This is a genomic window from Micromonospora sp. C28ISP2-4 (assembly GCF_030519385.1).
In the GTDB taxonomy this organism is placed as follows: domain Bacteria; phylum Actinomycetota; class Actinomycetes; order Mycobacteriales; family Micromonosporaceae; genus Micromonospora; species Micromonospora tulbaghiae.
Window position 1 is genome coordinate 297515 of sequence record NZ_JAUMKG010000007.1, and the last position, 19288, is coordinate 316802.

The following is a 19288-nucleotide window of genomic DNA, read 5'->3' on the forward strand; positions in this document are numbered from 1 at the left end:
GGCCGGTGCTCAGATGACGGCGGCGGGCTCGGCGATGCAGGCGGTGCCCACCCGGCGGAACCCGACCCGCAGGTAGACGCGGGCGATGTCTTCGCTGCCGGCGCTCAGGAAGATCAGGTCGGTGCCGGCGGCGCGCAGTTCCCGCGCGAGGGTGGCGGTCACCGCCGCGCCCAGCCCGCGCTGCCGGGCGGACGGCAGGGTGGCCACGCCGGCGATCTCCGCCACGTCGTCGACCCGCATCGCCATCCCGCTGGCGAGCGCGCCCTCGTCGGGCGTGCCGGCGAGCACCGAGATGCGCCGCCCGTCGGCGACCCGGGTCGCCTCCTCCTCCAGCGCGGCCACGTCCAGCTGGGCGAGGGCGGCGTCCCGATCGGCCGGTCCGGCGTCGCCGCGCGCGGTGCCGCCGTTGGCGAAGCCGACCGCCGCGACGGCCCGCCGCAGCGCGATGTCCGCCGCGAAGCCCGGCTGGGCGGGGTCCAGCACCCGCACCGGTACGTCGCTGAACGTCCCCGGGTCGGGCAGCCGCTCCGGCTCCAGCAGCATCAGCGGCGCCTCCAGCACGCTGAGCCCGGCCGAGCGGGCCACCGCCAGCAGGTCCGGCTGGCGCTCGTGCACCCACTCGAACGCCTCCGGCAGGCCCAGCTCCCGCTGTCGGGCGCGGACGGCTGTGACGTCGGCGAGCGTGGGCGCCTCGTCGGCGTCGAGCCGGGGCCGGGCGTAGAACGGCCATCCGGCGCCGTCCCGGACGAACAGCACCAGGGCGCCGTACTCCTCGGTCCGGGCCCCGTCGCGGGGCACCGCGTCGTAGAACCGCTCCAACCGGTCGAGTACGTCATCGCGTGCGAGATCCACCGCGCGAGACTACACGTCCCAGCATCTGGAAGTGTGATCAATCTGAACTGGCCTTGCGCCGGAAGCCCTAACGTAGACTCAATAAACCGCAGAGGGCCGACGTCGTCCCCATCATGATCCATCCTGAGTGACGACAGGAGGCCCGGTGGCCTTTCCGTACCCTCACAGCCCGCAGTCGGCCCCACAGGCGGCCGGGCTCTACGACCCCGCGTACGAGCACGACGCCTGCGGCGTGGCCTTCGTGGCCGACCTGCACGGCCGGCGCTCGCACCAGGTCGTCGCGAACGGCCTCGGGGCACTGTGCCGGCTGGACCACCGGGGCGCCCGGGGCGCGGAGCACAACACCGGGGACGGCGCCGGCATCATGATCCAGGTGCCGGACGCGTTCCTGCGCGCCACCGTCGACTTCGCGCTGCCCCCGGCCGGTCAGTACGCCACCGGCCTGGTGTTCCTGCCCGACGACGACGCGGCCGAGGCCCGTGCCCGCCAGGTCGTCGACAAGTACGCGCTGGTCGAGGGCGCCGACGTGCTCGGCTGGCGGGAGGTGCCGACCGACCCGTCCGGCCTGGGTGAGACCGCGCTGGCGGCGATGCCCCGGGTACGGCAGCTGTTCGTGGCCGCACACCGGCTGACCGGCTCGCCGGACGGCCCGGCCGGCTCCCCGCTGACCGGGCTCGACCTGGACCGGGTGGCGTTCTGCCTGCGCAAGCAGGTCGAGCGGGAGACCGCCGAGCGGGGCGTACCGGCGTACTTCCCGTCGCTGTCCGGCCGGACCATGGTCTGGAAGGGCATGCTCACCCCGGACCAGCTTCCCGCGTTCTACCCGGAGCTGACCGACGAGCGGGTGGTCAGCGCCATCGCGCTGGTGCACTCGCGTTTCTCCACGAACACGTTCCCCTCCTGGCCGCTGGCGCACCCGTACCGGTTCATCGCGCACAACGGCGAGATCAACACGATCCGCGGCAACCGCAACTGGATGCAGGCCCGCGAGGCGCTGCTGCGCAGCCCGAGCATCCCCGGCAACATCCGCCGGGTCTTCCCGGTCTGCACCCCGGCGGCGTCGGACTCGGCCAACTTCGACGAGGTGCTCGAACTGCTGCACCTGGCCGGGCGGAGCCTGCCGCACGCGGTGCTCATGATGATCCCCGAGGCGTGGGAGAACGACCCCGACATGCGCGCCGACAAGCGCGCGTTCTACCGCTTCCACGCCAGCCTGATGGAGCCGTGGGACGGCCCGGCGTCGGTCGCGTTCACCGACGGCGAGATCGTCGGCGCGGTGCTGGACCGCAACGGCCTGCGCCCGGGCCGCTGGTGGCACACCGCCGACGGCCTGGTGGTGCTCGGCAGCGAGGCGGGCGTGCTCGACCTCGATCCGGCCACAGTGGTCGCCAAGGGCCGGCTCCAGCCCGGCAAGATGTTCCTCGTCGACACCGTCAACGGCCGGATCGTCTCCGACGACGAGATCAAGACCGAGCTGGCCGCCGAGCAGCCGTACCAGGAGTGGCTGCACGCCGGCCTGATCGAGCTGGACGACCTGCCGCCGCGCAAGCACATCGTCTACACCCACGACTCGGTACGCCGCCGTCAGCAGACGTTCGGCTACACCGAGGAGGAGCTGAAGATCCTGCTCGGCCCGATGGCCCGCAGCGGCGCGGAGCCGATCGGCTCGATGGGCACGGACACCCCGATCTCCCCGCTGTCCACCCGGCCGCGGCTGCTCTACGACTACTTCCATCAGCTCTTCGCCCAGGTCACCAACCCGCCGCTGGACGCCATCCGGGAGGAGTTGGTGACCAGCCTGGCGTCCACCATCGGCCCGGAGGGCAACCTGCTCGACCCGGGCCCGGCGAGCTGCCGGCAGATCGTGCTGCCGTACCCGGTGATCGACAACGACGAGCTGGCCAAGATCCTCTCCATCGACGAGGACGGCGACCTGCCCGGCTTCAAGGCGGTCCGGGTCTCCGGCCTGTACCGGATCCGCGACGGCGGCGCCGGCATCAAGGCCCGGCTGACCGAGATCTGCCGGCACGTCTCCGAGGCGATCGAGGACGGCGTGCGCATCCTGGTGCTCTCCGACCGGGACTCCAACGCCGACCTGGCCCCGATCCCGTCGCTGCTGCTCACCGCGGCGGTGCACCAGCACCTGGTCCGCGAGCAGACCCGGACCCAGGTGGCGCTGGTCGTCGAGTCCGGCGACTGCCGCGAGGTGCACCACGCAGCGGTGCTGATCGGGTACGGCGCGGCGGCGGTCAACCCGTACCTGGCCTTCGAGTCGGTGGAGGACATGATCTCCACCGGCGCGCTGACCGGCGTCGACCGGCTGAAGGCCGTCCGCAACTACGTGAAGGCGCTCGGCAAGGGCGTCCTGAAGATCATGTCCAAGATGGGCATCTCGACCGTGTCCTCGTACTGCGGCGCGCAGGTGTTCGAGGCCGTCGGCCTGGACACCCGCCTGGTCGACAGGTACTTCCGGGGCACGCCGAGCACCATCGGCGGCATCGGGCTGGCCGAGATCCACGCCGAGGTGGCGGCCCGGCACGCCCGGGCCTGGCCGGCGCCCGGCGCGCAGGCCAGCGACCGGCTGGAGGTCGGCGGCGAGTACCAGTGGCGCCGCGAGGGTGAGCTGCACCTGTTCAACCCGGAGACCGTCTTCCTGCTCCAGCACGCCACCCGCAGCCGCCAGTACGACGTGTTCCGGCAGTACACCGCCAAGGTCGACGAGCTGGCCGCGCAGGCGGGCTCGCTGCGCGGGCTGTTCACGCTGCGCACCGGCGTACGCCCGGCGGTGCCGCTGGACGAGGTCGAGCCGGCGAGCGAGATCGTCAAGCGTTTCGCCACCGGCGCCATGTCGTACGGGTCGATCTCGGCGGAGGCGCACGAGACGCTCGCCATCGCGATGAACCGGCTCGGCGGCAAGTCCAACACCGGCGAGGGCGGCGAGGACGTCGAACGGCTGCACGACCCGGCCCGGCGCTCCGCGGTCAAGCAGATCGCCAGCGGCCGATTCGGTGTGACCAGCGAATACCTCGTCAACGCCGACGACCTGCAGATCAAGATGGCGCAGGGCGCGAAGCCCGGCGAGGGCGGGCAGCTGCCCGGCAACAAGGTCTGGCCGTGGATCGCCCGGACCCGGCACGCCACCCCGGGCGTCGGCCTGATCTCCCCGCCGCCGCACCACGACATCTACTCCATCGAGGACCTGGCCCAGCTCGTCCACGACCTCAAGTGCGTCAACCCGGCCGCCCGGGTGCACGTCAAGCTGGTCAGCGAGGTGGGCGTGGGCACCGTCGCGGCGGGCGTGGCCAAGCTCAAGGCCGACGTCATCCTGATCTCCGGGCACGACGGCGGCACCGGCGCGTCCCCGCTCAACTCGCTCAAGCACGCCGGCACCCCGTGGGAGCTGGGCCTGGCCGAGGCGCAGCAGACGCTGCTGCTCAACAAGCTGCGCGACCGGGTGACGGTGCAGGTCGACGGCCAGCTCAAGACCGGCCGGGACGTGCTGGTCGCGGCGCTGCTCGGCGCGGAGGAGTTCGGCTTCGCCACCGCGCCGCTGATCGTCGAGGGCTGCGTGATGATGCGGGTGTGCCACCTGGACACCTGTCCGGTCGGCATCGCCACCCAGAACCCGGTGCTGCGCGAGCGCTTCACCGGCCGCCCCGAGTTCGTGGAGAACTTCTTCCTCTTCCTCGCCGAGGAGGTCCGGGGCTACCTGGCCGAGCTGGGCTTCCGCAGCATCGACGAGGCGATCGGCCACACCGAGCTGCTCGACGTGGCCGGCGCGATCGACCACTGGAAGGGCCACGGCCTGGACCTGAGCCGTGTGCTGCACCTGCCGGAGCTGCCCGAGGGCGCGGCCCGCCGGGGCGTACGCGCCCAGGACCACGGCCTCGACGCGGCGCTGGACAACCGGCTCATCGAGCTGGCCGGGCCGGCGTTGCGCGACCGTACCCCGGTCCGGGTCGAGGTCGAGGTCCGCAACGAGCACCGCAGCGTCGGCGCGATGCTCGGCGGCGAGGTGACCCGCCGCTTCGGCGGCGACGGCCTGCCCGACGACACGATCGAGTTCCGGCTGCGCGGCACCGCCGGCCAGTCGTTCGGCGCGTTCCTGCCGCGCGGGGTCACGCTGCGCCTGTACGGCGACGCCAACGACTACGTCGGCAAGGGACTGTCCGGCGGGCGGATCGTGGTCCGGCCGGACGCCGCCGCGCCGTTCGTCGGCGTCGAGGCCGAGCCGGGCCGCCGCGCCGAGGACCAGATCATCGCCGGCAACACCATCCTGTACGGCGCCACCGGCGGCGAGGTGTTCCTGCGCGGCCGGGTGGGGGAGCGGTTCGCGGTGCGCAACTCCGGCGCGGTGGCTGTGGTCGAGGGCCTCGGCGACCACGGGTGCGAGTACATGACCGGCGGCACCGTCGTGGTGCTCGGGCCGACCGGGCGCAACTTCGCCGCCGGCATGTCCGGTGGCACCGCGTTCGTGCACCGGCTCGACCAGCGACTGGTCAACGCCGAGCTGGTCGACCTGTCGCCACTGCGCGACGAGGAGCGCGACCGGCTGCACGAGCTGGTCCAGCGGCACTTCGCCGAGACGGACTCGGCGGTCGCCGAGGACCTGCTCAAGCGCTGGCCGCAGGCGGTGGAGGAGTTCACCGCTGTGGTACCCCGGGACTACCGCCGGGTCATGGAGATCATGCGGGCCGCCGAAGCCGCCGGCCGAGACGTCGACGACGCGGTGATGAGCGCCCTCTCGCCCGCGCCGGTACCGCCCGCGCCCCGGGCGGTCGCCCAGGAGGTGGCCCGTGCCTGACCCGAACGGTTTCCTGCGCTACGACCGGCGGCTGCCGGCCCGCCGTCCGGTGCCGGTGCGCATCTCCGACTGGCGCGAGGTGTACCCGCCGGCCGGTGAGGAGCTGATCCGCGAGCAGGCCACCCGGTGCATGGACTGCGGCATCCCGTTCTGCCACGACGGCTGCCCGCTGGGCAACCGCATCCCGGACTGGAACGACCTGGTCCGCACCGGCAACTGGGACGCCGCTGTGGAGTCGCTGCACGCAACCAACAACTTCCCCGAGTTCACCGGCCGGCTCTGCCCGGCGCCGTGCGAGGCGGCCTGCGTGCTCGGCCTCGGCGGCCAGCAGCCGGTCACCATCAAGCAGGTCGAGGTGGAGATCGCCGATGCGGCGGTGGCCGGCGACGGCCTGCGGCCCCGGCCCGCCTCCGCCCCGACCGGCCGGTCGGTCGCGGTGGTCGGGTCCGGCCCGGCCGGGCTGGCCGCCGCGCAGCAGCTCGCCCGCGCCGGTCACACGGTCACCGTGTACGAGCGCGACGACGCGATCGGCGGCCTGCTCCGCTACGGCATCCCGGACTTCAAGCTGGAGAAGCAGCACATCGACAAGCGGCTGGCCCAGCTCACCGCCGAGGGTGTGCGCTTCCGGACGGGCGTGGAGGTCGGCGTCGACGTGACCGCCGAGCGGTTGCGCGCCGAGCACGACGCGGTGCTGCTGGCCTGCGGCGCGTTGCAGGGCCGGGACACCCCGGCGACGCCCGGCCGGGCGCTGCGCGGCGTGCACCAGGCGATGGCGCACCTGGTCGCCGCGAACCGGGTGGTGGCCGCCGCCGGGGCCGGGCGGCCCGCGCTGGCGACGCTGCCCGACGGCACGCCGATCGACGCCGCCGGCAAGCACGTGGTGATCATCGGTGGTGGCGACACCGCGGCTGACTGCCTCGGTGTGGCGCACCGGCAGGGCGCGGCGGGCGTACACCAGCTCGACCTCTACCCGCAGCCGCCCACCGAGCGCGACGCGGCCCGCGACCCTTGGCCGACCTGGCCGTGGCTGCTGCGCAACTACCCGGCGCACGAGGAGGGCGGCGAGCGCGTGTTCGCCGTCGCCGTGCAGGAGTTCGTGGACGACGGCACCGGCCAGGTCCGCGCGGTCCGGATCGCCGAGGTGACGGTGGAGAAGGTGGACGGTCGCCGCATCGTCACCCCGCTGCCCGGCTCGGAGCGGGAGATCCCGGCCGATCTGGTGCTGCTCGCCATCGGCTTCGAGGGCACCGAGGAACAGCCCCTGCTGGCCCAGTTCGGGGTGAGCCGCAACGCCCGCGGCGCGGTCGACGCCCGCCCGGACTGGCAGGCCGCCGACGGCGTCTTCGTCGCCGGTGACATGCACCGGGGCGCTTCGCTCATCGTCTGGGCGATCGCCGAGGGACGCGCCGCCGCGGCGGCGATCCACACGTACCTGGGTGGGGTGGGCGAGCTGCCCGCCCCGGTCGACCCGGCCCGCCAGCCGCTCGCCGCCAGGTGAAAGGAAGGGCCCTCTCTTAACGCCTCAGGTAGAGGAGGGGGCCCTTCTTAACATCCGCCGCCGCCCGGCGCGGCGTCCGCGCGGCGCGGCGTCCGCGCGGCGCGGCGTCCGCGCGGGGCGTCGTCCGCGCGGCGGCGGGGGTCAGCGGCCGAGCAGGTCGTGCGCCGCCCGGATCTTCGCCCACGAGGCGGGCTGTGCCGGCGCGGCGGTCGTCCGCGCGGCGGTGACCACGTCGGGCCGGCCGGGCGTGAACAGCCAGGTGGTGAACACCTCGTCGAGATCCCGCCCGGAGATCCGCTCGGCGAGCGCCTGGAACTGTGCGAGGGTGCCGTTGCCGTACTGCCGCTTGGCGGTCCAGGTGCGCAGGATGCGGAAGAACGCCGCGTCGCCGACGGCGAGCCGGATCTGGTGCAGCGCCATCGCGCCCCGGTCGTAGACGGCGTCGTCGAAGATCCCGCTCGGGCCCGGGTCGCCGGGACGCACCTGCCAGAACTCGGAGTCGGCCGGGTAGCTGTCGTAGGTGAAGTCGAACAGCTCCTGAGCGGTTCCCTCGCCCTGCTCCTCCGACCAGAGCCACTCGGCGTACGAGGCGAAGCCCTCGTTGAGCCAGATGTGCCGCCAGTCGGCCACCGACACGGAGTCGCCGAACCACTGGTGGGCGTTCTCGTGCACCACCACGTACGGGTTGGCGCCGCGCCGCCAGAAACCGGGCCCGTACACCGGGCGGGTCTGCGTCTCCAGCGCGAACCCGATGCCGTCGACCGGTCCCGCCACGCCGCCCTGCGCCTCGAACGGGTACGGGCCGAACAGCCCGCTCTCCCAGTCGACGATCTCGGCGGTGCGTTCGATGCTGGCCCGCGCGGCCGGCAGGCGCTCGCCGAGCGTGGTGCTGTACGCGTTAACCACCGGCTGCCCGTTCGGCGCGGTGTCGGTGACGATGTCGTACTGACCGATGGCGAGGAACGCCTGGTACGTGGCGCCGGGTTTGACGCTGCGCCAGCTCCACCGGGTGCGGTTGCCGGCCTCGGGCAGCGGGTCGCGCGGCTGCACGCCGTTGCTGATCACCTCGACGCCGGTGGGCACCGACACCGAGATGTCCCAGGTGGCCTTGTCCTTCGGGTGGTCGTTGCTCGGGTACCACCACCAGGCCGACTCGGGCTCGTTGACCGCCAGTGCCCCGTCGGCGGTACGGGTCCAGGCGGTGTAGCCGTAGACGGTGGTCTGCGACGGCACGCCGGCGTACTTCACCACGACGGTGAGCTGCTGACCCTTCGCCAGCGGCCGCGCCGGGGTGATCACCAGCTCGTGGTCGCCCGCCCGGGCGAAGCCGGCGACCCACCCGTTCACCCGCACCGACTGGACGTCGAGTGCGAAGTCCAGGTTGAGCCGGGACAGGTCCTTGGTGGCGGTGGCGAGGATCGTCGTGGTGCCGCTGAGCCGGTCGGTGGCCGGCTCGTAGCGCAGCCGTATGTCGTAGTGGCCGACGTCGTAGCCGCCGTTGCCGTAGTCGGGGAAGTAGCTGTCGCCCAGGCCGGGGCTGCCCGGCGTCGGGGTGGCCGCCGCGGGTTGCGGCCGGCCCCATCCGCCGGGGACGGCCTGGGCGGGTGCGCCGGTCACTGCGGTGCCGGTCGCGGTGAGGGTGAGGGCGGCGATGGCCGCCGTGAGTGCGCGTCGCACGGTGGGACTCCCTCCGTCGGGTGTCGTCACCGCCAAACTAATCGACACATGTGAACATATCTGTCCCACCTGGCCGATCTCGGCTATTCAATTCTTGCGAATGTTTCGATAGCATTACCGACCAGTAACAGCACCGATCCCTCGGCCACGCGCGCGGTCAACGGGCTCCACCACCCCTGCCCCGTGGAGGCTCTGTCATGTCCCGTCGCGTCCGTACCGCGCTCGCCGCCGTACTGGCGGCCGTTCTCGGCGCCGTGCTCCTGCCCGGTGCCGCCCGGGCGGCCACCGTCAACTACGTCGCCCTCGGCGACTCCTACTCCTCCGGGGTCGGCGCCGGTCCGTACGACCTGTCCAGCTGCCTGCGCAGCCAGAAGTCGTACGCCCCGCTCTGGGCCGCGGCCCACTCGGTCACCAGCTTCAAGTTCCCGGCCTGCGGCGGCGCGGTCACCGCCGACGTCCTGAACAACCAGGTGGGCCAGCTCAGCAGCAGCACCACGCTGGTCACCATCACCATCGGCGGCAACGACGCCGGTTTCGCCGACGTGATGACCAGTTGCCGCTTCGGCAGCACGTCGAGCTGCGAGAGCGCGGTCAACCAGTCCAAGGCGTTCGCCACCGCGACGCTGCCGGGCCGGCTCGACGCCACGTACGCCGCGATCCGCAACCGGGCCCCGAACGCCCGGCTGGTGGTGCTCGGCTACCCGCGGCTGTTCGAGACCGGCTCCTGTGGACTGCTCGCCATGAGCAGCTACAAGCGCACCATCCTCAACCAGGCCGCCGACACGCTCAACGGCGTCATCTCCGGCCGGGCCGCCGCCGGTGGAACCTTCGTCGACGCGCGGCCGTTCTTCGCCGGGCACGGCGTGTGCGCCGCCGACCCGTGGATCCGTGACGTCAGCGGCGTCATCGAGGCGTACCACCCGAACGCCGACGGCTACCGCTACGGCTACCTGGCCGCGCTGACCGCCGCGATCGGCTGACCGGCACGGCGGAGCCCCGCCCGGCACGCGCCGGGCGGGGCTCCCGTCTGCTCGTACCCCCTGGGTTCAGCGGGCCGGGGCCAGCTCCGCGGCCGGCACCGGCGCCAGATCCGGCACCGCCGGGCCGATGCGCCGCCGGGGCCACCGGCGGCGGCCGGAGGGTACGGCGAGCGCGGCCAGCGCCGCAGCCACCGAGATGCCGGTGAGCAGCAGGAAGCCCGCAGTGAAACCGGCCTCCCGGGGCAGCCCGCTCGGCTGCGGATTCGCGGTGATCACGGCACTGGCGAGCGCCGCGCCGATCGCGCCGCCGATGGTACGGATGTTGGCGTTCATGCCGGTCGCCGCGCCGGTCTGCCCGGCCGGCACGTTCGCCACGATCAGGTTGGCCATCGAGGCGAACGCCAGCCCGATGCCGAGGCCCACCAGGCCACCGGCGATTCCGACCTGCCAGCGGGTGTCGTGCGCGACGGTCAGCATGGCGGCGGCCGCCACGTTGAACACCGCGCCGGTGCTCAGCTGCGCCTTGGCGCTGAACCGGGACTCCAGCCGTCCGGCCAGCAGTCCGGCCACGAACATGCCGACGAGCATCGGCAGCATCAGCAGCCCGGCCTGGGTGACGCTGGCGCCGAACCCGTAACCGGCGCTGGTCGGGATCTGCGCGAACTGCGGCAGGAACGCGTAGACGGCGAACATCGAGGCGCCGTAGAGCAGCCCGACGAGGTTCGTGGTCCAGACCGCCGGCAGGCGCATCATCCGCAGGTCGATCAGCGGGTTCGCGGCACGGGCCTCGGTCACCAGCCAGGCGACCGCGAGCACCGCGGCCAGCGCCAGCAGCCCGACCACCCGGCCGGAGTCCCAGCCCCACGCGGCGCCCTTGCTGACCGGCAGCAGCAGCGCCACCAGCCAGCCGGACAGGAGTACGGCGCTGAGCCAGTTGATCCGGCCCGGGGTGCGTACCGGCGAGCGCGGCACGAACCGGTGTGCGGCGAGCGCGGTCAGCCCCACCACCACCAGCGGGATCCAGAACAGCCACCGGTAACCCAGGGTGGCCACGATCGGGCCGGCCAGCACCACGCCCAGCCCGCCGCCGACGGCCACGACCGCGGAGATCGACGCCACCGCCGAGCTGACCCGGGCGGCCGGGAACTCGTCGCGGATGATGCCGAACGACAGCGGGAAGACGGCGCCGCCGATGCCCTGCACCACGCGGGCGGCGATCAGCACGCCGATGCTGGGCGCCACTGCCGCCAGCAGGCAGCCCAGCGCCAGCGCGGCGAGCGAGAAGACGAGCGTCTTTTCCTTGCCGACCATGTCGCCGATGCGGCCGACGATCGGCGTGAAGATTGACGCGGAGAGCAGGTACGCGGTGAGCACCCAGGTCACCGTGTTGGGCGAGGTGTGCAGGTCGTGCTGGATGGTGGGCAGCACCGGCGTGATCAGCGACTGGAGCATCGCGAAGAATCCGGTGCCGGCGGCCAGCACGAGGAATGTGATCCGGCGCGACCCGCGCCGGGATGAGTGGATCATGTGGGAGAACTCCCCGTTTTCGGTACGAGAGTGGTGGCCGCTCGCGCGGTCCTGCGGCGGTGGCGGCCGGACGTCCGGAGTACGCTATCCGGAGGGGTGGCTCCGGTCAGTAACCGGAGGCTTGCCTCCACTAACCTAGCGGAGGGTTGCCTCCGGTTGCAAGACGGAAGGGGTGACGCGCGTCATGACCGACGCCGACGTGCCCGGTGAGGTCTTCTCCCGCCGCCCCAAGCGGGCCGACGCCCGCCGCAACTACGATGCGCTGATCGCCGCCGCCCGCGAGGTCTTCGGCGAGCACGGCGCGGGCGCGTCGCTGGAGGAGATCGCCCGCCGGGCCGGCGTCGGCATCGGCACGCTCTACCGCAACTTCCCGACGCGGCGGGACCTGTTCGAGGCGGTCTACGTCGAGGAGGTGCGCGCGCTCAGCGCCTCCGCCGACGACCTGGCCGACGAGCCGCCCTGGGACGCCCTGGTCGGCTGGCTGCACCGGTTCGTCGCCTACGTGGCCACCAAGCGGGCGCTGGCCGAGGAACTGGTGCACGACTCCGAGGTGTTCCGCAGCTGCCGTACCGAGATCTACGCGACCGGCGAGCCGCTGCTGCGGCGCGCCCAGGCCGCCGGGGAAGCCCGGCCGGACGCCGGCTTCGACGACGTGATCCGGCTGATCAGCGGGCTCGCCGCGTACCAGTTCCCGGACCCGGCCCAGCGCGACCGTGTCCTGGCCATCGCGCTGGACGGCCTGCGTGCGCGGACCGGAGCGGAATCGACGCGGGCCTAGCATGGCCGAAGATGCCCGCCTGGGAGATTCCGTCGCGATGATCCCGCGTGTCGCAGTCCTCCGCTGGTGCGATCCGATAGCATCCTGGGTGTGACCGGATCGGTGAGCAAGAAGTCGTTCTCGTTGCCTGCGGACGTCGCGGAGCGTTTGGAACGCGAGCCGAACGCCAGCGCCTACGTCGTCGACGCCGTGCGGGCGCGGATGCGCGCCGAGGACCTCGATGCCGAGTTCGCCCTGCGCGGGATGACCGTTTCCGCCCAGGGTCGTGCACGAGCCCGGGTGCAGCGCGCGCAGGTGGAGCAGGAGTGGTCACCCGGTCGCCGCCAGGCTCTGCGGGAGCGTTCGCGCCGGGCGGCACGGGAGATGGTCGGCGAGACCGACCGTCAGGCACCGGCGGCATGACCACTGAGGAACCGCCGGTCCGCCTGGTGCTGGACCGGTCGGCGTTGGTCGGCTACGTGGCCGGTTCGATGCATGTGGCCGAGCCGCTGCACGAGGTCGCGCACGACGGGGTGCGCTTCGGCGTGCCGGCGGTCGTCGTGGCCGAGGCCTTGGCGGTGATCGACGAACCGGGCGACCGCGCGGTGCTGCACCGGCTGTTGGAACGTCCCGCCTGCGCGGTTCTGCCGACCTGGGGCGAGGACTGGCAGGAGTTGGCCTACTGGCGCAGGATCACGGGCCGGGTCGACCTCGCGGCAGCGGTGATGGCTGTTCTCGACCATGACGCAAGTGTGCTGACCAGCGAGGGCAAGGCCTACGGCGACGGGGGAGACCTTCCCGTCATCGCCTTTCCCGGCTGACCCGATGTGCCGGCCGGCGGCTCCCACCCGGGAACCGCCGGCGGCTCGCAGTCCCGTCAGCGGTGCCCGTTGCCTGGCCGCCCCCACGGTCCGGTGATCGCGAACACGTACCCCGGCGACTGGATGTTGGCGAACAGCGTCTTCCCGTCCGCGCTGAACGTCGGCCCGGTGAACTCGCTGTCGTTGAGTTCGTTGCGGGCCAGCGGGTACGCCTTGCCCTGCTCGGTGACGCCGACCAGGTGCGACACGCCCTCGCCGTCCTCGGCCAGGATCACCCCGCCGTACGGCGAGACGGTGATGTTGTCCGGCCCGTCGTAGTTGCCGTGGTCGGCCTCCGGGTCGGTGTTCACCCCGAAGATGGTCTTCAACGTGACCGTCTGCCGGCGCGGGTCGTAGAACCACACCTGCCCGTCGTGCTCGTTCGCGCTGCCGTCGTCGCGGCGGGCGTAGCTGGCCACGAAGTACGCGCCGCCGTCGCCCCACCAGGCGCCCTCCAGCTTGCGGCTGCGGGTCACCTCGGCGTCGGTGAACTGCTTGCGTACCGACACGGTGCGGGCGTCGCGGTCCGGCACCTCGACCCACTGGACCCGGTAGCGGGTTCCGGGGGTGGTGGCCTCGGACAGGTCGGCCACGTGGTCGTCGCCGCGCAGGCAGCGCATCGCGGCGAGGCTCCCGGCGGTCCCGCCGTCGGGCCGCTGGGCCAGCGCCCGCAGCGCGCCCTTGCCGGCCCGGAAGCCGGGCGGCGGCGTCCACCGGAAGTACAGGCCGTTCGGCCCGCTCGCGTCCTCGGTCAGGTAGATCGAATGGGTGTACGGGTCGACGGCCACCGCCTCGTGCGAGTACCGGCCGAGGAACGCCAGCGGCACCGGGTCGGTGTTGGCGGACCTGTCGTGCGGGTCGACCTCGAAGACGTACCCGTGGTCCTTCAGATACCGCCCGCCGGCCCGCTGCTCGGTCTCCTCGCAGGTCAGCCACGTGCCCCACGGGGTGATGCCACCGGCGCAGTTGTCGAGCGTGCCGGCCACGCTGACGTATTCGCGCAGCCGCCGCCCGTGCCGGTCCACCTCGATGGTGGTGGTGCCGCCGCGGGCGCCCGGGTCGTAGGTGAGGCCCGGCAGCGCCGGCACCGGGTACGGCTCGTCGCCGCCGATCTCGTGGTTGTTCACCAGCACCGAGCCGTGCGGGCCGCGGAAGCAGCCGGTGCCGTCGGCGTCGCTGGGGGTGGGCTGCCCGGACTCCAGCAGCGTCGCGCCCGCCTGCGCGACGACTGTGTACGAGAAGCCGGGCGGCAGCGCCAGCAGGCCCGCCGGGTCCGGCGCCAGGTCGCCGTAGCCGACGGCGGGACGGCACGCGGGCCGGGCGGCGGCCGGGCCGGCGATGGCCTCCAGGCTGCCGGCCACCACGATGCCGAGTCCGCCGGCCGCGCCGCCGCGCAGCAGGGACCGCCGGGAAAGAGGTGAGGTGGTCACGTCGTCGCCTTCCTGTGCGCACGGTTGCCTGGGGGAAGGCAAGCCGGGCCGGGGGAACAGCGGGCGGCGCACCCGTCCGGCCCCGGGTGAACAGTGGGCGAATCCCCGGTGCGGAGCGCCCCGTGCCGGTGCGGCGCGCGTCCGTTAGGGTTCCCCTCGATCGCAAACGTCGGAGGGCGGACGGTGGGCAGACTCGCGGCGGCGTACCGGCAGGCGGTCGATCGGCATCGACGGGCGGTGCGGCACTGGGAGGCGGCCCGGCGGCTGCTGGGCGCCGCGGGCCCGGCGCCCGTGGGCAGCCCCGAGCTGGTCGCGCGGCTGGCCCGCCTCGGCGGTGAGCTGGCCGCCGCGGTGCCCGGCACGGCCCGCGTCGCGACCCACCCCGTTCCGGTACGCCTCGGCGCGGCGACCACAGTCGACGGCGCGTTCCCGGTGCTCGTGCCGGTGGGCGCGGGCGCGCACCTGGCTGTCGACGCGGACGCCCGCGACCCGCGCGTCGGCGAACTGCTGCGGGCGGTGGTGGTACGGCTGCTGACCGCCGCGCCGGCCGGTGCGATCCGGGTGGCCGGCATCGACCAGGCCGCCTTCGGCGCGGCGTTCCTGCCGCTGCGCCCGCTGCACGACGCCGGGGTGCTCGCCGCGACGGCGACCACCGAGGCGGAGACGACGGCCCTGCTCGACCTGGCCGAGCGGCACGCGCGTACCGCCCAGCGATCAGCGCCGGAGGACCGCGACCTGCTGGTGGTGGTCGCCGCGTCCGCGCCGCCGCCCCGGGAACTCGCCCGCCTGGCCGCGCTCACCCACGCCGGCCCGGCCGCTGCGGTCTGCGTGCTGCTGGCCGGCCACCCACCGGTCGGGCCGTCCGCCGCGCCGCCGCTGGGCGCCACCACCCAGCTGCGCGTCACCGAGCGGTACACGCTCGTCGGCGACCCGCCCGGGCGCCCGTTCAGCACCGACGGCAGCGGGCTGGCCGCGCCCGTGGTGCTCGACGGCGACCCGTCGCACGCCACCGTGACCGCGCTGGCCCGCCGGTACGCCGAGGCCGCCGGCCAGGACGGCGTCACGTTCGCCGACCTGCTGCCCGCGCAGCGCTGGGCCGGGTCCGCCGCCTCCGGGCTGCGTACCGTGCTCGGCCGGGCCGGCCGCCGGCCGCTGAGCGTGGCGTTCGACGACGCCACCCCGCACTGGCTGATCGGCGGGCGGACCGGCGCCGGCAAGACCGTCCTGCTGCTCGACGTGCTCTACGGGCTGGCCGCCCGCTACTCCCCGGCCGAGCTGCGGCTGATGCTGCTCGACTTCAAGGAAGGCGTCAGCTTCACCGAGTTCGTGCCCACCGACCGCGACCCGTCCTGGCTGCCGCACGCCGACGCGGTGGGCATCGAGTCCGACCGCGAGTACGGCGTGGCGGTGCTGCGCGAGCTGCGCGCCGAACTGGGCCGCCGCGCCGACCTGCTCAAACGGCACGGGGTCAGCCGCCTGGCCGACCTGCCGCCGAACGCCCGGCCGCCCCGGATCGTCACAGTCGTCGACGAGTTCCATGTGCTGTTCGCCGGTAACGACGCGCTGGCCCGCCAGGCGGTCGACCTGATCGAGGAGCTGGCCCGCAAGGGCCGCTCGTACGGCCTGCACCTGGTGCTGGCGAGCCAGAGCACCACCGGCATCGAGGCGCTCTACGGCCGGGCCGAGGCCATCTTCGGGCAGTTCCCGCTGCGGATCGCGCTACCAGGCGGCGACGCCGTGCTGGACCCGCGCAACGACGCCGCACGCGGCCTCACGGTCGGCACCGCAGTGGTGAACACCGGCGCGGGCGCGCCCGGCTCGGACGTCGAGGTGCGGTTCCCCGACGCGCACGCCGCCTCGGCCGACCTCACCGCCCTGCGCCACGAACTGCACGCGGCCCGCCCGGCCGGGTCGCGCCCACCTGCCGTCTTCCGGGGACACGAGACGCCCCGGCTCACCGACGATCCCGGGTGGACGGCGCTGACGCCCGGCACCGACCCGCCGTACGCGCTCGTCGGCCGCATGGTCGACGTTCCCGGCAGCCCGGCCGGGTTCGCGCTCGACGCCGGCCCGGGCCGGCACCTCGCGGTGGTCGGCACCGTGGCGGCCGGCGCGGACGTGCTCCGGTCGGCCACCCTGTCCCTGGCCCGCCAGCACACACCCGGCACCGCCCGGTTCCTGTTCGCGCCGCTCGCGCCCGGCACCACCGACGCCGCCGACGACCTGGCCATGACGCTCGCCGCCGCCGGGCACCCGGTCCGGCGCCTCGACGCCGGCGCGCTGCGCGCCCAGCTCGCCGAGGCCGCAACCGGCGACGCCCCGGCCGCCGGGCGCACGTACCTGGTGGTGTTCGGGATGGACGCCGCCGCCACGGCGCTCGCCGCCTCCGACCCGGCGACGTTCCGATCCGGGTACGACGACCTGCGCGCCGTGCTGCGCCAGGGCCCGTCGCACGGTGTGCACGTGCTCGGCTGGTGGCGCGGGCTGCGCCGGCTCGCCGACGACCTCGGCGGCAGCGGGCACCGCGACGACGTGACCGCGCTCGTCGCGCTGAACGTTGCCGCCGCCGACCTGGGCCTGCACCTCGGCGTGCACGACCTCGCCTACGTCCCGCGCGACGGGCGCGCCCTGCTCGTCGACCGGCACGAGCACCGCACCGCGCTGATCGTGCCGTTCGCGGCCGGGGGGGACAGCGCATGAGTGGATTCGACGAGTACGCGGCGCTGCTGCGGGAGCTGTCCACCCGGCAGCGCGGCGGTGAGCGGGAGATCGCGGCCGAGGCGGAGCGCCGCCGTAACCTCCAGACCGCCGTCGACACGCTCGGGCAGCGGCTCGCCGCCCAGGGGCAGCACCTCGACCGGCTCGGGCAGGCGATCGGCGTGCCGATGACCTCGGTCCCGGCGGAGGCGCCGACACCGGCACCGGCACCGGTGACGGTGGCCGGTGGGGGAGCGCCGGGTCCCGCGCCCGGACCGGGGGACGGGGTGACCGGCGGCGCAGCCGACGCGCCGGGGCGGCCGGACGTCGGGGCGTACCCCTCGGGGGGTGTTCCGGCGCCGCGGGCCGGCGACCCGGCGGCGGAGCTTGCGGCGGCGGGGCGGCTCGCCGAGGAGGCCGACGGGTACGGGCAGCAGGCCGACGCGCTGGCCCGCACGCCGGTGCTGCTGCCGACCTGGTCCGCGCCGGCGCGGGCGGTGGTGGTGTACGCGGGCTGCGCGCTGGTCGGCTCGCTGCTGATGCTGATCGCGATAGTGGGTTCGTCGCTGCCGGTGACCGGGCTGGACCTGGTGGCGGCGTTGTCCTGCGCGGGTGTGCCGTTGATGTCCTTCGTGGCCGGTCAGGTCGTGCTCGCCCGCTGGGGCCGCCCGGCGGTGGAGGGCGACGCGCCGCCGCCCGGGCGCTACGTGCCGCTGGGTTTCGTGATCTGCGCGCTGGTCTCCCCGTCCTTCTTCTGCCTCTACCTGCTCCTGTTCCGCCTCCTGCGCTGACCCTGCCCTCACCGCGCCGTCGATCATGGACTTTCGGCCCCTGCGATGCGGCAATTGTGGCTTTCGGGCGGGCGGGAAGTGCAAGATCGCGAAGGTGGGGGGTGGGAGGGGGCGGTAGGCTTCGCGCGGGGTCGGTGAGCTGGGGGAGGGTGTGTGAGCGCGGCGGAGATCATCGCCAGGCTGGCGGCGGCGGCACAGAAGCTGGACGAGGCCAAGGCGCGCACCGCAGCTGCCGCGCAGGACGCGGCCGAGGCGCGGGCGCTGGTGGCGGGGGCGCTGGAGGGGGCCACTGCGGGCCCGCTGATCGGCGCCATCGACTCCTACCGGCAGGCGCTGGCGCAGGCCGCGCAGGGCGGGGAGCCGGCCCGGCAGCACGTGCAGGAGACCATCGCGAAGGTCCAGGCGCTGGGCAACTGAGCCGGTCGGCATGCCGGTTTGCGCGGAGGGCGCGACAAGGGCTACCGCTGCGTAACTTTCCATTGACGTGTGTGAAATCGGACACGCATCATCGTGTCCACGATCGATCGGATCCCACCCGTCCCCCCGGGCCCGCCCGGATGCCTCCCCCCGGAGGTGCAGCCCATGCTGCTCCGAACGATCCTGGCCGCCACCACCGCCGCCACCGTCCTGCTCGTCCCGGCCGCCGCTCAGGCCGCCGCCGCGGAACCCGCCGCCCCGTCGGACACGGCCACCGTCGCCACCGCCGCGGAACGGGCCGCCGCCGCGGCCGCCGACCCGGTGATCGTGGTCGGTGGCCTGAGTGGAATCTCCATCGCGTACGAGCCGATCGCCGGGCGGCTGCGCGCCGACGGCTACCGGGTCTCGATCTTCCAGTTGCCGAACCTCGGCCTCGGCGACATCCGCGAGTCCGCCCGGGCGTTGTCGTCCTACGTGGACCGGGTGCGCGCCGCCACCGGCGCGGCCCGGGTCGACCTGGTCGGCCACTCCGAGGGTGGCCTGGTCAGCCGCTGGTACGTCAAGTACCTCGGCGGCGCGGCCGTCGTCGACCAGTACGTCAGCCTGGGCAGCCCGCAGTACGGCACGTACGTCGCGAACCTGGTCGCCGTCCTCGGGCTGGGCAGCTGCGCCGGGGTGATCGCCTGCCAGCAGATGACCATCGGGTCGAGCTTCCTGGCCGACCTCAACGCCGGGGACGACACGCCCGGCCCCGTGCGCTGGGCCACGGTGCGCACCTGGCAGGACGAGCTGGTCCGGCCGGTGGCCAACGCCGTCCTCGCCGACGGCGCGACGAACATCCTGGTGCAGGCGTGGTGTCCGCTGCGGGTGGTCGGCCATCTGGGGCTGGTGCTGGACGGCACCACGTACACGGCGGTGCGCCAGGTGCTCGCCGGCGCCCCGGTCCAGCCGAGCTGCCTCGCTGTCTGACACACGTGCCCGGGCCCGCGTGACGGCGG

Annotated in this window: 14 protein-coding genes; 10 read left to right on the forward strand and 4 right to left on the reverse strand. The window is 73.9% G+C overall.

All coding sequences use genetic code 11. The features are described from left to right. Positions 1-9 precede the first annotated feature (9 nt). Positions 10-852 (reverse strand): GNAT family N-acetyltransferase, encoded by an 843-nt coding sequence (locus Q3W68_RS24880; RefSeq protein WP_302907756.1) that lies wholly within the window; start codon positions 850-852, stop codon positions 10-12. A gap of 145 nt (positions 853-997) precedes the next feature. On the opposite strand from Q3W68_RS24880, the gene gltB reads away from it, so the two are divergent. Then, on the forward strand, positions 998-5656 hold the full coding sequence (gene gltB / locus Q3W68_RS24885; RefSeq protein WP_302907757.1) for a glutamate synthase large subunit: 4659 nt from the start codon (positions 998-1000) through the stop codon (positions 5654-5656). Then, complete coding sequence (locus tag Q3W68_RS24890; protein WP_302907758.1) at positions 5649-7154, forward strand: glutamate synthase subunit beta; 1506 nt, start codon at positions 5649-5651, stop codon at positions 7152-7154. Before gltB ends, Q3W68_RS24890 begins: the two co-directional genes overlap by 8 nt. A 141-nt stretch (positions 7155-7295) precedes the next feature. On the opposite strand, the gene Q3W68_RS24895 is transcribed toward Q3W68_RS24890, so the two are convergent. Continuing rightward, positions 7296-8831 (reverse strand): M1 family metallopeptidase, encoded by a 1536-nt coding sequence (locus tag Q3W68_RS24895; RefSeq protein ID WP_302907759.1) that lies wholly within the window; start codon positions 8829-8831, stop codon positions 7296-7298. 197 nt (positions 8832-9028) lie between these two features. Here Q3W68_RS24895 and Q3W68_RS24900 point away from each other — a divergent pair, with 197 nt between their 5' ends. Next, a complete protein-coding gene (locus Q3W68_RS24900) occupies positions 9029-9811 on the forward strand; it encodes an SGNH/GDSL hydrolase family protein (protein ID WP_302907761.1) in 783 nt (260 codons plus the stop codon). Positions 9812-9877: 66 nt separating this feature from the next. Here the strand turns inward: Q3W68_RS24900 and Q3W68_RS24905 are convergent, their stop codons facing one another. Beyond that, positions 9878-11338, reverse strand: coding sequence for an MFS transporter (locus Q3W68_RS24905; RefSeq protein WP_302907762.1), 1461 nt, complete (start codon positions 11336-11338; stop codon positions 9878-9880). 184 nt (positions 11339-11522) lie between these two features. Here Q3W68_RS24905 and Q3W68_RS24910 point away from each other — a divergent pair, with 184 nt between their 5' ends. The 3 genes from Q3W68_RS24910 to Q3W68_RS24920 all read left to right on the forward strand — a co-directional run bounded on the left by Q3W68_RS24910 (position 11523) and on the right by Q3W68_RS24920 (position 12916). Then, positions 11523-12116 carry a TetR/AcrR family transcriptional regulator gene (locus Q3W68_RS24910; RefSeq protein WP_302907763.1) on the forward strand — a complete coding sequence of 198 codons (594 nt, stop codon included), beginning with the start codon at positions 11523-11525 and terminating at the stop codon, positions 12114-12116. A 90-nt stretch (positions 12117-12206) separates the two neighbouring features. Continuing rightward, complete coding sequence (locus tag Q3W68_RS24915; RefSeq protein WP_302907764.1) at positions 12207-12518, forward strand: hypothetical protein; 312 nt, start codon at positions 12207-12209, stop codon at positions 12516-12518. Then, on the forward strand, positions 12515-12916 hold the full coding sequence (locus Q3W68_RS24920) for a hypothetical protein (protein WP_121686179.1): 402 nt from the start codon (positions 12515-12517) through the stop codon (positions 12914-12916). The genes Q3W68_RS24915 and Q3W68_RS24920 overlap by 4 nt, the downstream gene beginning before the upstream one ends. Before the next feature lie 56 nt (positions 12917-12972). Here Q3W68_RS24920 and Q3W68_RS24925 read toward each other — a convergent pair whose 3' ends face one another. Beyond that, positions 12973-14385, reverse strand: coding sequence for an alkaline phosphatase PhoX (locus tag Q3W68_RS24925; protein WP_302907765.1), 1413 nt, complete (start codon positions 14383-14385; stop codon positions 12973-12975). Between the two features lie 183 nt (positions 14386-14568). On the opposite strand from Q3W68_RS24925, the gene Q3W68_RS24930 reads away from it, so the two are divergent. The 4 genes from Q3W68_RS24930 to Q3W68_RS24945 all read left to right on the forward strand — a co-directional run bounded on the left by Q3W68_RS24930 (position 14569) and on the right by Q3W68_RS24945 (position 19259). Then, positions 14569-17085 (forward strand): FtsK/SpoIIIE domain-containing protein, encoded by a 2517-nt coding sequence (locus tag Q3W68_RS24930; RefSeq protein ID WP_302907766.1) that lies wholly within the window; start codon positions 14569-14571, stop codon positions 17083-17085. Further along, entirely contained in the window at positions 17082-17873 is a 792-nt protein-coding gene (locus Q3W68_RS24935; protein WP_302907767.1) for a hypothetical protein, read from the forward strand. The genes Q3W68_RS24930 and Q3W68_RS24935 overlap by 4 nt, the downstream gene beginning before the upstream one ends. A 153-nt stretch (positions 17874-18026) precedes the next feature. Next, entirely contained in the window at positions 18027-18290 is a 264-nt protein-coding gene (locus Q3W68_RS24940; protein ID WP_073830945.1) for a DUF6244 family protein, read from the forward strand. Positions 18291-18455: 165 nt separating this feature from the next. Continuing rightward, complete coding sequence (locus tag Q3W68_RS24945) at positions 18456-19259, forward strand: alpha/beta fold hydrolase (protein ID WP_302907768.1); 804 nt, start codon at positions 18456-18458, stop codon at positions 19257-19259. Positions 19260-19288: the final 29 nt, after the last annotated feature.